Here is a 14,865-nt window from a genome sequence, read left to right as displayed (position 1 = left end):
CTCCACCCGGTCGGCGGGTGCGGCGCGTGACCCGACGCGAGCCGTACCCGCTCCGCCCCTTCCGTACAGCCCGAGGAGTACTCCCATCATGAAGACCCCGAACCGCTCCCGGCGCATCGCCGCCACCGTCGCGGGACTCGCCGCGATGAGCCTTCTGGCCGCCGGTTGCGCCGGCGCCACCGACTCCCAGCCCGCCTCCAGCGACGGCGCCGCCCTCAGTGGCCAGGTCGTCTGGGCCGACTACGGCGGGCCGACCAACGAAAGCCGCCAGGTCGCCTACTTCGACAGCTTCATCGACGAGACCGGTGTCGACGTCGTCTCGACGAGCATCGAGGACTCGGTCTACAAGAGCGAGCTCAAGGGCGAGGAGGGCGACTACGACATCTTCCAGGCGGGCATCTCCGACATCCTGCCCAACCTCGACAACCTCGCCGAGATCCCGGCCGACGCCCAGGGCAGCCTCCTCCCCGAGAACGTGCGCCCCTACTACATCGGCGGATTCGTCTTCGGCATCGCCCAGGGGTGGCTGACCGCGACCTTCCCGAACGGTGGCCCGCAGGACTGGGCCGACTTCTTCGACACGACGAAGTTCCCGGGCAAGCGCGCGTGGCCCGGCGACCCTGGCTCGTACGACTCGTCGTACGAGATCGCCCTGATCGCCGACGGCGTCAAGCCCGCCGACCTCTACCCGCTGGACATCCCCCGCGCGGAGAAGAAGCTGGATTCGATCCGCGACAGCCTGGTGTTCTACCAGTCCTACCCCGAGACCCAGCAGCTGCTGAGCAGCGGCAGCGTCGCCATCGCCGTGACCGTCACGGGCCAGTTCCGCGCGCTGCAGAACGCCGGTCAGGATGTCACGGTGCAGTGGAACCAGGCCTTCGCGATCCCGTCCGGCATGGTCTCGCCGAAGTCGTCGAAGAACCCGGATGCCGTCGCCGCCCTCGCCTCGTGGATGAACGACCCCGCCCGTCAGGCCGTGTTCACCACCCGCACCGGCTACGGTCCCGTGAACCCCGCGGTGTTCGACGAGCTGCCCGAGGACGTCGCCTCTCAGGTCGTGAACGCTCCCTCGCACACCAACCTCCTGAGCTACGGCGAGGAGTGGCGTGCGGAGAACGCGGACCTGCTGCTGAACTCCTACACGGCGTGGCTCGCGGGCTGAGTTCCCCGCACCCTCGCGAAGGGCGTCTCCCCCCGGGGAGGCGCCCTTCCGCTGTTTCCGGGGGCGCTGTTACCCGCCGGAAACACAGCTTGTTTACAATCGGATCCACAAGAGCTAACTTTGGATCCACGACGCCGACTCACCCGGCCGGTGCGGATCCCTCCCGGGGGAAACTCCCCCGCAATCTCAACCGAGGAGCATGGGCCCGTGAGTAGTGCGACCTTAGCCACGAGGATGCCGCGGGTGCGGCCCGCCGGCGGACTCCGCGGCGGGATCAGCCGGGCCGAGGTCCGCTGGCTCGTGTGGCCACCCCTGGCCTTCTTCGCCATCGCCCTCGGCGTCCCGATGATCGCCCTGATCGCGATGTCGTTCGAGGGCGGGGGAGCCGCGTACCCCGAGGCGTTCGCCGTGCCGGCCTTCCTGGGGTCGCTCGGCCGCACCGTCGTGATCGCCGTGGTCACGATGGTGCTGACCATGATCCTCGGGGCCGCCTACGCCCTCGCGATCGTCACGTCGCCGAGCTGGCTCCGCATCGCCCTCCTGGCGGCCCTCATGCTGTCGCTCTGGACGTCGGTCATGGTGCGCTCGTTCGGCTGGGTGCTGCTGGAACTCCCCAAGGGTGCGATCCACTGGTTCCTGGGGGTCATCGGTCTCGGCGACCAACCCGTCGAGATCTACCAGACGGTCGCCGGCATGTACCCGGCCATGATCGCGGTCATGCTCCCCTTCGCGGTGCTGCCCGTGATGAGCGCCCTGCAGTCGATCGACAAAGAGCAGTTGAACGCCGCGACGATCTTCGGTGCGGGGCCTCTGCTGACCTTCCGAACCGTGACGTGGCCGCACATCGTCCCCTCGATCATCAGCGGAGGCGTGCTGGTGTTCGTCATGTCGCTCGGCTTCTACGTGACGCCGCTGCTGCTCGGCGGGCCCGCCAACATGACGGTCTCGGGCGTCATCAACGCGCAGATGAGCAAGGCCGACCGCCCCGACCTCGCGGCGGCCATGAGCATCCTGCTAGTCGGCGGGACGATGCTCATCTACCTCGTCGCCGATCGTCTGTTCAAGGTGAGCGAGAAGTGGGGCTGACATGACGACCACCGTTGCCCGGAGCCTCGGCGCGTGGCGGATCCCCGTGATCTTCGTCGCGCTGCTCGCGAGCCTGCTCCTGATCGTGCCGTTCCTGATCCTGGTGTCCACCTCGTGGACGCAGGGCGGCTTCATCCTCTTCCCACCCGATGGGTTCTCCCTCCAGTGGTACGCGAAGGTCCTCGGCGACCGACGCTGGATGAACGCCTTCACGTTCTCGCTCTGGGAGAGCGCCGCCGCCACGCTCCTCGCGACCGTTCTCGGCGCGGTGGGCGCCATCGGGCTCACGCGAGTCCGCAGCCGCGCGGCCCAGCGGTGGATCCGCACGCTCTTCATCGTCCCGATCGCGCTGCCGCCGATCGCGTACGCGGTGGGGCTGTACGGTGCCGGCTCCGAGCTGTCGTTCCTGCGCGGCTCCGTGCTGACGCTCGTCCTGGGACACGCGCTGCTCGCGCTGCCGTACGTGTTCGTCATCGTCTCGGGTGGCGTCGCGCGCATCGACCCGGCGCTCCGGCCGGCCGCCTGGACCCTCGGGGCCCGCTGGCCGCTGGTGCTGTGGAAGATCGAACTTCCCGCCCTGCTGCCCTACATCCTCTCGGGCGCGCTGTTCGCCTTCGTCGTCGTGTTCGACGAGGTCGTGCTGGCCGTCTTCCTGCTGCCGCCCGGCGTGCAGACCCTCCCGCTGAAGATGCTGAACGCGGCGTCCGAAGCGTTCTCGCCCGAGCTGACGGCCGCCTCGACGCTCGTCTCCGTCCTCGCGATCGTGGTCCTCGCGGTCGTCCCCCTCGTCATCGGTCGCGCATCGCGCCGGTCCGGAGCGCGCCGTGGGCGCGCCCGCACCGCGGCGGTCCGCCCGGAAGGAGTCATCGAATGACCGTCGCACTCTCCGTCACCGACGTCGAGGTCACCCTCGGCGCGAACCACGTGCTCAAGGGCGTCTCCCTCGACGTCCAGCCGGGCGAGTTCGTCACGCTCCTGGGCGCCAGCGGCAGCGGCAAGTCGACGCTGTTGAACGTCATCGCGGGACTCCAGGCGGTGGATGCCGGTCACGTCGCCTTCGACGGGAAGAACGTCGAACGCCTCGCCCCGCAGAAGCGGAACGTCGGCGTCGTGTTCCAGTCGTACGCGCTGTTCCCGCACCTGAACATCGGCGACAACGTCGCCTTCCCGCTGCTCGCGGCCCGCCGTCCGGTCAAGGAACGTCGCGCGGTCGCCGAGGAGATGCTGTCGCTCGTGCAGCTCCCCGGCATGGCCGATCGCTCGCCGGCGTCGCTCTCGGGCGGACAGCGTCAGCGCGTCGCCCTGGCCCGCGCACTCGCCGCCAGCCCCGGCATCCTGCTCCTGGACGAGCCGATGGCCGCCCTCGACAAGCAGCTGCGCGAGCAGATGCAGGTGGAGATCACCCGCATCCAGCGCAAGGTCGGGATCACGACCGTCTCGGTCACCCACGACCAGACGGAGGCGCTGACGATGTCGGACCGCGTCGCGATCATGCACGAGGGGCGGCTGGTGCAGGTCGCCACGCCCGAGGACCTCTACCGCCGTCCGGTGAACGCCTATGTGGCGAGCTTCCTCGGCGAAGCGAACCTCCTCCCGGTGTCCGACGGCGTGCTCGTCGATGACACCTCCGGTCTGATCGTGGATGCCACCGCGGTGCTGCGCCCGGAGGACATGAGCGTCGTCGCCCCCGGCGAGGGCACGCCGGCGTGGTCGGTCGAGGGGGTCGTACGACTCGTGAGCTTCCAGGGCTCGCGCTACCGCCTCGAACTCGTGACGCCGTACGGACGCAAGGTCGTCGCCTCCCTCTCCCCGTCGACGGACCTGTCCGCCCTCGCCGTGGGGTCGCACGTGCGTCTGGCGTGCCGCACCCCCGAGCGCGTCCACCTCATCGAGGCCGTCGCGACGGCCGCGATCCCCGTACCGGTCTGAACCCGGATCCCCTTCCCCGAGCCGGACGGCTCGCATCCCCCGCGAGGAGTGCCCATGATCATCGACGCCTACAACACGACGCAAGACGTCCGGGGCCGTTCCGACTACCTCACCGGCGCGCGTCCGGGCGAGGAGCCGCCGGCGCACGTCCCGTTCGACCCGCAACGCATCCTCTCCCGCATGGATGCCGCCGGCGTCGACATGGCGATGGTGTGCTCGCTCGCGCAGCGCATCGAGAACGACTTCATCATCGGGCTGCAGGACGCCCACCCCGACCGGTTCATCGGGTTCGGTCAGGTGATGCCGCAGGCCGACGACGCGGTCCAGGAGATCCAGCGGCTCGCGGATGCCGGCATCCGGGGTCTGAAGCTCCACCCGAGCATGCACGGGTACCACGTCGCCGACCACGGTCTGCTCGACCCGGTGTTCCGCGCGTGCGCCGCCAACGGGATGGCCGTGATCATCAACGCCCTCGACGACGCCTTCTGCGCGCCGTTCTCGATCGAGGAGATCGCGAAGGACCACCCCGACGTGCCGACGATCATCGCGCACATGGGCGCGGTATGGAACGTGCCCGAGGCGATCATCGTCGCCGAGCGGCGCGAGAACGTCTACCTCGAGACCTCCGCGACCCTCATGGCCGACGTCAAGCGCGCGTACGCGCGGCTCGGACCCGAGAAGATCCTGATGGGCTCGGAGTGGCCGGGGTCGGACTTCGACCTCGAGCGCATGAAGATCGCGAAGGCGATTCCAGACGAGGCGGACCGCGCGCTGGTGGAGGGTGGCAACTACGCCCGCATCATGCGCATCGCGGTGCCGGTGTGACCCACCGGCCGCCGCTCGGGCGTCCCGCGGAAATGTCCGACGCGGATGCCGAGCTGCTGGAGGCCGCGCGGGCGCAGCTCGCCGCGGTCTACCGCGAGGGCCGGCACGAGGTCGTCGCGGCGTTCCGACTGGCCGACGGCCGCATCGTCACGGGCGTGCACGTCGACGGTTCGGCGCGCCGCTCCTCGGTGTGCGCCGAGGGCGTCGCCGCGGGGAACGTGATCGCTTCCGCCGGGACCGTTGTGGCCGGGGTGAGCGTGCTGCGCCGCCCGGGCGGTAGCGAGCACGTGATCGAGCCGTGCGGCGTCTGCGCCGAACTGCTCACCGACTACTGGCCGGACGCCCGCGTCTGGATCACCCGCGGCACCGACACGGTGGCCGTGGCGATGGGGGACCTGCTCCCCGCGAAGCGGCTGCGGCTCTGGTGAGGGGCGTGGCAAACCAGGAAGGGTGCCGCCGGAGCGGCCTTCGTGGCCTGCGGTTGGACGCCGTGGTCGACGTCGAGGTCATCGCGGCGGACGCCGACGGCCTCCAGATCCGCCTCTTGTCGGTCGGTGGTCTGCGTTTTCGTTGGCAGGCGCGCAGTCGATGAGCTTGGTGGTGTTCGACCTCTTCCCTGTCTCATAACCAACGCCCAGCGCCATGAAGACCTCAGGCGGTTGCGACACGTAGTTTCGAGAATCGCGCGGTGCGGGAAGTCGCGGCCGATCCGACGGGGCGCGCGGGAGTGGTGAGACGTCTTGCAAGGGAAACGATGTAAGACACCGAGAGAACGGGCCGCGGTCCAAGCCTCCAGAACCCCAGTCGGCCGGCTAGATCTGAGGCCCTCCGTTTTCCCAGGGCTCCAGCGAATCCACCGCGTGGTGTCGAAGGATCAGAGTCTCTCCCAGCGACTCGAGGTGAGTCGGACAGTCGAGCTTTGCTGCGTTGTTCGATCCCTCCAGGCAATCTTGACGCCTACCGCACCTGCGTGAAATGTTCGAGTAGGGGGCGTCGCGATTGCAATCGATGGGACGTGGTCGAACGAGTCTTGGCAGCTGGGGGATTCACGATGTCGCGCATCAATGAGGGTGGCTTTGCGGATGCCGAGCGCGTGGCGACTCGCCTCGGCACCACGCTGAAGAGGATACGTGTAGACCGCGGGCTCTCTCAGGAGCAGGTGGCGCAGGCGGCCGGGATAGCGACGTATACGTGCGGATGTCTTGAACGCGGTCAGTCGCCATCGGGCGGTTCGGCCAACCCCACCCTCATGACTCTCATGCGTGTGTTTCATGCACTAGAAGTTGCTCCCCCTGAGCTGCCGGTGTAGTCGGAGGACATTCGTCCGGGGACAATTTCAATTGCTCTCGCCGGCAAGCAGTCAGAGTTGCTGGATCGATCTCGCATACGCAGTTAGCGTCCTCGCGAGAGGCGTCCAACGGGACGTCCACCCCCCCTGGAGGATGTTCATGCGAGTTCCAAGCAACGACAAGAAGAGCCGTCAGCTGCTCCCCACGAAGCGTGGCCTCAGGTGCGCTCTGGGCGCTGCCGCCGCGACGATCATGGCGGGCTCGATCTTCGCGATCGCGCCGGCCGCTGTCGCCGCCGAGCCGGATGCGGACACCTACGTCCTTACTGTCAACGGCGAGACGCAGACGCTGGAAGAGGGCGAAACGGTCACGTTCGGTATGCAGGCAGTCCAGTCCCCGGGAGCACCGGGAACCGTTGCTCCGAACGCGGTCTACCCCGGGAACGGGGGAACGATCGAGGTGACGGCGACAGGCGGCTATTACTATTGGGCGGTCAATGCCCCCTGCGCAGAGGGCTTCGGGGGTAGCTTCCTCGGAACGTTCTCTACCACCGATCTCACCAGCGGCTTCGGTGGCGGCAGCGAAATCGCATCGGGGTTCTCGGGCCGGGCCTCGACGAGCAGACTCTATGGCCACAGGTACTCGGGAACGCTGTCGGGAGCCGCGAGCAACTTCTGGGGCCAGTGCGCCTGGACGGGGCCGAACAACACGATCTACAAGTACTTGGGATAGATCGGGCAGCGCAGGTGAGGGGGCCAGGCAGGCAAGACGCCGGGGCCCCCTTTCTTGTCGCACCGGCAGGCGGCACGATGGACGGTATGACAACACCGGATGGAAGCGTCGCATCTGATCTACGCCGACTGATCGCGGAGGGGCGAATATCAGAGGAAGCGCTGAGCGCCATCACTCGAATCGAAGCTCGATCACTGTCCCGTTTGCTGGACTATGACGCGCCAACTAACGGAGGGCTGGTAGCGGATGAGCGGGTACTTTCACCGGAGGAAACCACGCGTCTGTCAATGCTCTCGGCTCAACTCACATACGGCCTCGACATCGACGACGATGAACGTCTCCTAGGCATCCTCCAGTCTTTGACGGTCGAGTGTCACCTCAGTCTCGAGAATGTAGCCAGGCTCACCGGCCTAGACCTGGATGACCTGATCCTTGCCTCTAGAGACCCGCAAAAACTGTCAAGCGACACGAGGTACGCCATCGCGCTCCGCGCTTCCTACCTCATCAACGCGGCAAACCAGTCTCGACGCGCATAAGTTGGCTCGCCGCAGCGATGACTAACGTTGTGCGTTGTCGGGCGTACGTTTCGCGCCGGGGGGAGTCTCATTTCTTCCGAGGCGTGCGCCTGCAGCTGCTACCGGGCCTCACAGCGTTGATCGAAGAGGGACCAGCCGCGCTTCAGGAGGCGGTAGGAGCCAAGGAATGGCTCTGCAACGAGCTCCGGCACGCCGCCGGCTTTGCCCTCGCCGAGACCGGTGCGTCGATCCGGGGGGCCGAAGGTCGCTCTCTGGAACATTGACCAGCCGAGCACATGGGCGTCTGCGCTCATCTGTCGCCATAGCCCACGGAGGGCTTCACGCGCGCGTCTATCGGGGAAGGTGGTGTCGACGGCGCTACCGATTACGTCGGTGAGATTGAGTGTTGCTCCGGTGTTCTTTCGCGCCGCAACCTGTGCGCTACGTTCGGCCAACCACAGCTTTTGGTCGCTCAGTCGAGTCTGGTCGTCGGCCTCGAGCGCCGTGGTCTCGAGGAAGTTGTAGTACTTGCCCATCTGGGCATACATCTCTGCGATCACCGTGAGGCCCCGCTCGCGACGCGCGACCTGCTCGTCGGGTGCCAGTATCCAGACCGCTTGCGAAGCTCCGACGAGAGCACCACGGAGAACGGTGAAATGCGAGGACGGGTACAGCTGCTCTGCCTTGACGGCATCCAGGGCGAGCCGGAGATGCTCGCCCGACGCGACCAGGGAGAGTCGCACTACTTCGCTGATCGGCATCCACTCGAAGATCTGGTCGTCCTGCGCGAGATCGCTACCTCGCTCCGGTTGCTCGATGCGGTGAGCTCGAAGCCGCCACCGGTCAAGATCCTCCGCTGTGTCGAGCATCTGCGTGATTGCCTGGCGCTGCGAGTCCGTCATCCCCATGACCGGAATCTATCGCGACGTCGAGTGGGCGCCGAGGGGTCAGGTGGTCGATCGAAGGAACTGCACGAACTCGTGGCCGAAGTTGGTGGTAAATCGGTGAAGGAGTGCGGGGAAGCTCTGGGCGCGAGGATCTTCGAGGAGACCTCGAGCCGATACGGCGAGGAAGATCCTCCACGCATCCTCCGCAGGTACCCCCGTGGCACTCGTGATCCATACTCGGATGTCAGGGCTTTCTTCGTCCTTCGTCGCGAAGATGCCGCTATACGTCAGGCTCAGACCCTCGTATGCATCCGGCCACAGTCCGTCCGGGTCTCGAACGTCGTCGCACCAGGCGACCACGGAAATTTCCGCCGGGGTCAAGGAGGAGACCAACTCGACGAACTCGGCTCGCCGCGAGTATGGAACAGGGGACCAAGGGCCGGAGTGAGCGGCGGCCAGCGCAAGGAGTTGTCGCTTTTCTGAATCGGCTGTCTCGTTCGCTGCCCGTTGCAGGCGAGGGAGACTGGCTAGGAACTCGGGGGCTGTCACGTCGACATGAACCCCGTCGCGTTCCAGCGAATCGAGACGGGCGCTCACCATCGCCGCCCACTCTTCTACCCGTCGACCGTGAGCCTGTCGGATTGCTTCCGTGGTGAGTGTCGCTGCTATTGGGCCTGCGAACGGTATCGATTGAAGTATGGCGCCGCCGACGGCCGCAGCCCACCCCGTGTGTGGATGCTCTTCGGGGAAGGGGTTGTCTACGCCCATCGAACGCCCTGCTTCGTAGGGGAGAGCTTTCGGGGCACGAGAGAAGTCTATGGATGCTCCGCCTGCCGCGCCGCTCGGCATCTATCGTGGGCGATGTTGAGGACTTTTCGGTGCATCAGCGATTGATAGCGATGCAGTGAGCTCAGTCTCGCTGGCGCGCTGGTCAGCGACGCCGGCTGCGAGGTGCGAAGGAACGTAGTGGCGTGGCGTCATGGGAGTGGTGCAGGAACACGGTAGCCAGCTGTGGCGATGCACGACCTGCTGCCGGTGAAGCGCTCGCGGCTCTGGTGAGCGCGGGCCCGCGTCAGGCGGCAGGATCCCGGGGCTCGATGGCATCCGTCGGCGTCCGGGGCGAGTCGTCGCGCGTGAAGATCACGAGGACGGCGAGCGCCACCAGCTGCAGCCCCGCGACGAGGAGGAACGCCCACATCGAGGGGGCCGTGGCGATCACGGCGCCGCCGATGATGGCGCCGCCGCCGTAACCGATGCTCGTGAAGCTCGAGAACAGCCCCACGCCAAGGGCGCGGTTCTCGGGATGGAGTCCGCGCGTGGCGAGCATCGTCAACGACGGGTACAGCGGCGAGAAGCCGACGCCGATGAGCGCGGCGCCCACCGACGCGACCCAGAAGTTCCCGGCGAGGGCCAGAGTGACCAGCCCCGCGGTGAGCGCGACGAGCGAGATCGCCGTCGCCCGCAGCGGACCGATCCGGTCGGGGAGGCTCGCGAGGAACAGGCGCGCGACGATGACCGACACCGCGAAGACGGCGAACACCGAGGCCGCACCGGTGATGCCCGTCGCGGGGATGCCGGCGGAGGAGAGGTGCACGATGAGGAAGCCGAGCATGAGCCCCTCGCCGCACCAGGCCGCCGCGGCCACGACACCCGGTGTCCAGACCGCCAGGAAGGCGCGCCAGAGGGCGCGGAGTCCGCGCGGACGCGGTGTCGCGTCGGCGCGGGGGAGAGGGCGCGGGACGCGGGGGAGGGCGAGGATCAGCAGCCCGGTGACGAGCTCGAGGCCGGCGCACATCAGGAACACCGTCCGCGGGTCGGCGAGGGCGTTGATCGCGGTGCCGAGGGGCGGCCCGAGCGCCAGACCGATCCAGACGCTGAGGCCGTAGATGCTGAGGGCCTTCCCGCGCTCGCCCGGCGAGGCCATCGTCACCAGCCAGGCCATGAGGAGCGTCACCGCGGCCGAGCCGCCGAGGCCGAACAGGATGCGGCTGAGCCCCGCGCCCCACACGGTCGGGATGCTCACCAGCAGGATCATCGCGGCGGTAGCGACGGCGCTGCCGATGACCGCCACCAGGCGGTAGCCGAAGCGGTCGCCCAGGACGCCCGCGATCGGCATCGACAGCATCGAGGCGACCGCGGCGAGCGAGATGATCGCCCCGGCGAGCTCCGTGCCGCCGCCGAGCACATCGCTGACGTAGACGGGGATGAGGGGCGTGCTGGCCGAGTTCGTGATGCCGCCGAGCGTGGACGCGGCGAAGATCAGCCAGAACGGCACGGTGCGGGTGATGTCCCGCGTGCCGTTCATGCCGCGGGGGTCTCCGGTGCGCACTCGAGACTGAGCCACAGTTCGAAGCAGTTGTTGCGCGAGAGGCTCGTGGCGCCGATCGACGCGCGGCCCACGCTCCCGACCTCGTCGCCGAAGACGTCGAGGAAGAGGTCGGTCGCGCCGTTGGAGACGAGGTGCAGGTCCTCGAACCCCGGAGGGCAGACCACGAAGCACAGGGCGCGCGACAGGCTCACCACGTTGTCGAGCGACCCGACCGCGTAGCGGATCATGCCGAGCGTGTGGATCGCGGTGAGCCGCGCCGCGGCGTAGCCCTCCTCGACCGTGACGTCCACGCTCACGACGCCCGGGTTGAGGCGGTCGCCGGCGCGGTTCTCGGGCGTGAGGCCCGCGAGCTCGATGAGCGAGCCGATGCGGTGGAACGGCTTCATGCGTCCATAGCGGATGCCGAACGGCGGGTCGCTGTAGTCGGGGATCTCGAGTCCGAGTTCTCGTACGCGTTCCTCTGGCGATGTCATGGTGCCCCTCTCTTCGGTTGTATCCTATCTCATACAAAATGGATCCATTACGACGGGAGCTGTCATGGCGTGGTCCGCTGAGCAACGTGTCAAGGAACTGGGTCTGGTCATTCCCGACTACAGCGATCCACCGTACGGCGAGCGGTACGCCACGATGAAGGCGTTCCACCATCTCGGGCGCACGCTCACGATCAGCGGCATCACCCCCGAAGACCGCCAGGGCAACAAGGTGTTTCCCGGCCGCGTCGGCGAGACCGTCACTCTGGAGGAGGGGTACGAGGCCGCCCGGTACGCCGCGATCAACGTCCTGGGTCTGATCCGCTTCGCGGTGGGGTCGCTCGACGAGGTGTCGGCCTTCATCCGCACGCTGACGTTCGTCTGCGTCTCGCCCGACTTCACCGACGTGAACCTCGTGACCAACGGCGCGGCCGACCTCTTCGTCGAGGTCTTCGGGCCGCGGATCGGTCGCTCGACCTCCGCGGGGATCGGCGTGACGAGCCTGTCGGGCAACAACGTCTTCGAGATGGTCACGGTCGTGGAGACCCGGCATCCGGCACCGGAGGTCGACGATGAGGATTGACACGCACCTGCACCTCTACGCCGACCCGGCGCAGGGTCTGCACGACCTCACCGCCTACCCGATCGTCGAGTACGGCGAGAAGCCGGACGTGACCTTCGCCGGCATCGCCGGCACCGTCGCGGACGCGCTCGCGACGCTCGAGACCGAGGGATTCGACTACGCGGCCGTCCTCGGCAGCTTCGAGCTGCCCGACCTCCCCCACCCGCCCGGCGGCGCCGACTACTGGCCCGCTGTCCCCCCGCACGCCGCCCTCCGCGACGACCTCGTCGCGTACAACCGGTGGCTCTGCGACCTCGGCGCGCAGCATCCGCAGCTCCTGCCCTTTCTCGCGGCCAACCCCGCGGTGATGACCTCCGCCGAGGTCCGCGCCCACTTCGCGGAGATGTTCGGCGACCACGGTGCGCGCGGCCTGAAGCTGCATCCGATCGCCATCCGCACCTACCCCGACGACCCCGGTCTGGCCGGCGCGTACGACGCGCTGGAAGAAGCGGGTGCGCCCGTCGTCTTCCACGGTGGCCCCGACGTCCGCGGCTTCGGGTGGGCCGACCCGAAGCGCATCGCCGCCGTGGCGGGGGAGCGGCCGGGGCTCGCCGTGATCATGGCGCACCTGGGTGGTGCCGCGTGGCGCGACGTCGAGGCGCTCGCGGAGGCGCAGCCGTCGCTGCGGTTCGACCTGTCCGAGATCGTGCACTGGATCGGGGCGCCGCTCGCGCCCACGGCGGCCCAGGTCGTCGCCCTCGTGCGCGCGATCGGGGTCGAGCGCGTGGTGCTCGGTTCGGACTTCCCCTGGTACACGCCGGGGGCGACGGCCGCGGTCGTCGAGGAGCTGCCCGGGCTCTCGGCATCCGAGGCCGCCGCGATCATCGGCGAGAACGCCGCGCGGCTCCTGCGCCTGGGCTGAGCCGCGGCGCGCGCGCCGGGCACCGGTCGGTCCCGCCTCAGGCGGCGGGCTTGTAGACCACGTAGAGCTTGCGGACGGGCTCGATGACGGTCCAGACGCCCGTCCAGCCGATCGGGAAGTAGGCGGCGCTGCCGGCGGTGAGTTCGACCGCCTCTTCGCCGTCGCGCTGCACCGTCATCCGCCCGGCGAGGATGTGGACGATCTCGCCGCGCGTGAGGAACTCCCAGCGCGACGTCCCGGGGTCGCTCTCCCAGACGCCGGAGATGATCGTGCGGTCGTCGTTCGCGAACTGCACCTTGCCGCGGACGATGATCTCGCCCGACAGCGGCTCGGCGTTCGGCGGGGCGAGGGGTTTGGCCTCGAGGTCGGTGGCATCCAGCTCGGCGGGTCTGATCACGAAAGTCATGTTTGGATCCTAAATCGACCAGAATGGATCCGCAACGAGAGGAATGCGCATGATCGAGACCGTTCTGGGCCCCATCGCCGCGACCGAGCTCGGGGCGACGTCGATGCACGATCACGTGCTCGCCGACTCGGCCTGCCTGCAGCGCGACGGTGAGCGGCCCCCGCCGCCCGGCCCGCCCACCGTGCGTCCCGAGACCCGCGACTACCTCCGCCGCAACATGCTCGCCTTCGCCGACAACCTGCGCCTGGATGATCCGGTTGTCGCTGTCGACGAGCTCTGTGGAGCGGTCGCCGTCGGGCAAGCCGCGCTGGTCGAATCGACCTCGTGGGGGCTCGGGCCCGACCATGGACGGCTGCCTGACGTCGCTCGCCGCTCGGGAATGACGATCGTCGTCGCGTACGGCACGTACATCCGCTCCACGCTCCCGCCGGAGATCGCGGCGCTCGACGAGGACGGCCTGCGCGACCTCTTCGCCACGGCCCTCGACGACGCGGTGCCGGGCACCGACTACCGCGCGGGTCTCCTCGGCATCCTGGGCACCACCGCCGGCCTTCCGGGCATCGAACGCGGCATGCTGCGCGCGGCCGCCGACGCGGCGGGACGGGCGGGGGCGAGCGTGACCGTGCGGCTCGACCCCGACGCCCGCGACGGCCTCGCGGTGCTCGACGAGCTCGGGCGCGCGGGGCTGCCCGCGGAACGCGTCGTCTTCACCAATGCCGACGAATTCCTGGATGCTGCGTACTGGCGCGACCTGTCCGACGCGGGCGCGACGCTCGAGATGTGCTTCGGCACCGAGGACGTGCACGTCGGGCGCGTGCACAATCCGACGGATGCCGAGCGCCTGCGTTTCTTCGTGGATGCCGTGGCATCGCGGCCCGCGGCCCGCTACGTGCTCGGCCAGTCGGTGTGGACGAAGGCGCAGCTCGCGCGTCACGGCGGGTACGGTTACGCGCGGCTGCTCGGCACCGTCGCGCCCGAACTGCGCGCGCGCCTGGGCGAGGCCCGGGTCGAGGAGATGCTCGTCGACGAACCCCGGCGCCTCCTCGACCGCGCGGTGAGGCGCCCGGTCGCCTGACGGCATCCGGACGCCCCACGCGGGGGTCAGACCACGTTCGCCGTCGCGGCCGGCAGCAGCAGCGCCGGTGCCGGCGCGGCCTCGCGTCCCTCGAACGGGACCGGCTGGCAGACGAGGTAGTAGTCGCCCGCCTCGGTGTCGGCGAGGTTCGCGTTCTCGAGGATCACGACGCCGGCGTTGCACAGGATGACGTGGGTGGGCCATTCGACCGTGTGGTCGGGGGCCTCCATCGTCATGTAGTCGTTCGCGGCGAAGACGACGCCGTGATCGACGAGCCACTGCGCGCCCGAGGGCCCGAGGCCGACCCACGTGGCGCTCTTCTCGTTGCGGGTTAGGGCGTCGGTGGAGTTGCGGGTCTTGAAGAGCACGCGCGTCGCGCCCTCGGCGCCGGCCGCGATGAGGTCGTCGGCGGTGATCTCCTTCTCGACGTGGCGGAGGTCGAGCACGCGGGCGAGGCCGACGGTGTGCGAGAGGGGCAGGGAGTCGACCGTGGTGCCGCCGGGGACGAAGTGGCTCGGGGCGTCGACGTGCGTGCCGGTGTGGGCGCCGATGAGCCAGCGCGAGACCTCGCTCGGGCTGGTGTCGGAGATCTCCTCCACCATCTCGTACGTGGGTCGGCGGCCCCAGTGCAGCATGTCGGGGTGGACGGGGATGCTCAGATCGATGATGGTCACGC

Annotated in this window: 17 protein-coding genes; 11 read left to right on the top strand and 6 right to left on the bottom strand. The window is 68.6% G+C overall.

Annotation, left to right across the window (positions count from 1 at the left end):
- Nucleotides 1–88: 88 nt before the first annotated feature.
- The 8 genes from BW982_RS07505 to BW982_RS18640 all read left to right on the top strand — a co-directional run bounded on the left by BW982_RS07505 (nt 89) and on the right by BW982_RS18640 (nt 7,559).
- Entirely contained in the window at nt 89–1,162 is a 1,074-nt protein-coding gene (locus BW982_RS07505) for an ABC transporter substrate-binding protein (protein ID WP_076491446.1), read from the top strand.
- 243 nt (nt 1,163–1,405) lie between these two features.
- On the top strand, nt 1,406–2,248 hold the full coding sequence (locus tag BW982_RS07500; RefSeq protein WP_076491443.1) for an ABC transporter permease: 843 nt from the start codon (nt 1,406–1,408) through the stop codon (nt 2,246–2,248).
- Nucleotide 2,249: 1 nt separating this feature from the next.
- Nucleotides 2,250–3,122, top strand: coding sequence for an ABC transporter permease (locus BW982_RS07495; protein WP_076491441.1), 873 nt, complete (start codon nt 2,250–2,252; stop codon nt 3,120–3,122).
- A complete protein-coding gene (locus tag BW982_RS07490; RefSeq protein WP_076491439.1) occupies nt 3,119–4,177 on the top strand; it encodes an ABC transporter ATP-binding protein in 1,059 nt (352 codons plus the stop codon). Before BW982_RS07495 ends, BW982_RS07490 begins: the two co-directional genes overlap by 4 nt.
- 54 nt (nt 4,178–4,231) lie before the next feature.
- Nucleotides 4,232–5,002, top strand: coding sequence for an amidohydrolase family protein (locus BW982_RS07485; RefSeq protein ID WP_076491436.1), 771 nt, complete (start codon nt 4,232–4,234; stop codon nt 5,000–5,002).
- Nucleotides 4,999–5,430, top strand: coding sequence for a cytidine/deoxycytidylate deaminase family protein (locus BW982_RS07480; protein WP_139327348.1), 432 nt, complete (start codon nt 4,999–5,001; stop codon nt 5,428–5,430). Before BW982_RS07485 ends, BW982_RS07480 begins: the two co-directional genes overlap by 4 nt.
- 1,020 nt (nt 5,431–6,450) lie before the next feature.
- Nucleotides 6,451–7,023, top strand: a complete 573-nt coding sequence (locus BW982_RS07465) for a hypothetical protein (RefSeq protein WP_139327347.1) — start codon at nt 6,451–6,453, stop codon at nt 7,021–7,023.
- 77 nt (nt 7,024–7,100) lie between these two features.
- A complete protein-coding gene (locus tag BW982_RS18640; protein ID WP_368483024.1) occupies nt 7,101–7,559 on the top strand; it encodes an HTH domain-containing protein in 459 nt (152 codons plus the stop codon).
- Between the two features lie 98 nt (nt 7,560–7,657).
- Here the strand turns inward: BW982_RS18640 and BW982_RS07455 are convergent, their stop codons facing one another.
- The 4 genes from BW982_RS07455 to BW982_RS07440 all read right to left on the bottom strand — a co-directional run bounded on the left by BW982_RS07455 (nt 7,658) and on the right by BW982_RS07440 (nt 11,227).
- Nucleotides 7,658–8,446: a hypothetical protein gene (locus tag BW982_RS07455; RefSeq protein WP_076491423.1), complete on the bottom strand. Its 789-nt coding sequence runs from the start codon at nt 8,444–8,446 to the stop codon at nt 7,658–7,660.
- A 39-nt stretch (nt 8,447–8,485) separates the two neighbouring features.
- Nucleotides 8,486–9,193: a hypothetical protein gene (locus BW982_RS17695; protein WP_139327346.1), complete on the bottom strand. Its 708-nt coding sequence runs from the start codon at nt 9,191–9,193 to the stop codon at nt 8,486–8,488.
- 304 nt (nt 9,194–9,497) lie between these two features.
- Nucleotides 9,498–10,730: an MFS transporter gene (locus BW982_RS07445; protein ID WP_139327345.1), complete on the bottom strand. Its 1,233-nt coding sequence runs from the start codon at nt 10,728–10,730 to the stop codon at nt 9,498–9,500.
- Complete coding sequence (locus tag BW982_RS07440) at nt 10,727–11,227, bottom strand: RidA family protein (protein WP_076491416.1); 501 nt, start codon at nt 11,225–11,227, stop codon at nt 10,727–10,729. Before BW982_RS07440 ends, BW982_RS07445 begins: the two co-directional genes overlap by 4 nt.
- A 64-nt stretch (nt 11,228–11,291) precedes the next feature.
- On the opposite strand from BW982_RS07440, the gene BW982_RS07435 reads away from it, so the two are divergent.
- Both BW982_RS07435 and BW982_RS07430 read left to right on the top strand, forming a co-directional pair.
- The gene (locus BW982_RS07435) at nt 11,292–11,807 is read left to right on the top strand and encodes a RidA family protein (protein ID WP_076491414.1); all 516 of its coding nucleotides are present in this window, start codon (nt 11,292–11,294) and stop codon (nt 11,805–11,807) included.
- Nucleotides 11,797–12,708 carry an amidohydrolase family protein gene (locus tag BW982_RS07430; RefSeq protein WP_076491412.1) on the top strand — a complete coding sequence of 304 codons (912 nt, stop codon included), beginning with the start codon at nt 11,797–11,799 and terminating at the stop codon, nt 12,706–12,708. The genes BW982_RS07435 and BW982_RS07430 overlap by 11 nt, the downstream gene beginning before the upstream one ends.
- A gap of 37 nt (nt 12,709–12,745) precedes the next feature.
- On the opposite strand, the gene BW982_RS07425 is transcribed toward BW982_RS07430, so the two are convergent.
- The gene (locus tag BW982_RS07425) at nt 12,746–13,114 is read right to left on the bottom strand and encodes a cupin domain-containing protein (protein WP_076491410.1); all 369 of its coding nucleotides are present in this window, start codon (nt 13,112–13,114) and stop codon (nt 12,746–12,748) included.
- A gap of 49 nt (nt 13,115–13,163) precedes the next feature.
- Between BW982_RS07425 and BW982_RS07420 the strand changes: the two genes are divergently transcribed.
- Nucleotides 13,164–14,189, top strand: coding sequence for a phosphotriesterase family protein (locus BW982_RS07420; protein WP_076491993.1), 1,026 nt, complete (start codon nt 13,164–13,166; stop codon nt 14,187–14,189).
- Between the two features lie 26 nt (nt 14,190–14,215).
- Here the strand turns inward: BW982_RS07420 and BW982_RS07415 are convergent, their stop codons facing one another.
- Entirely contained in the window at nt 14,216–14,863 is a 648-nt protein-coding gene (locus BW982_RS07415; protein WP_217693665.1) for a cyclase family protein, read from the bottom strand.
- Between the last annotated feature and the right edge of the window lie 2 nt (nt 14,864–14,865).

Source organism: Microbacterium sp. RURRCA19A, from assembly GCF_900156455.1.
Taxonomy (GTDB): Bacteria; Actinomycetota; Actinomycetes; order Actinomycetales; family Microbacteriaceae; genus Microbacterium.
This window is presented reverse-complemented; position numbering and strand designations above follow the sequence as displayed.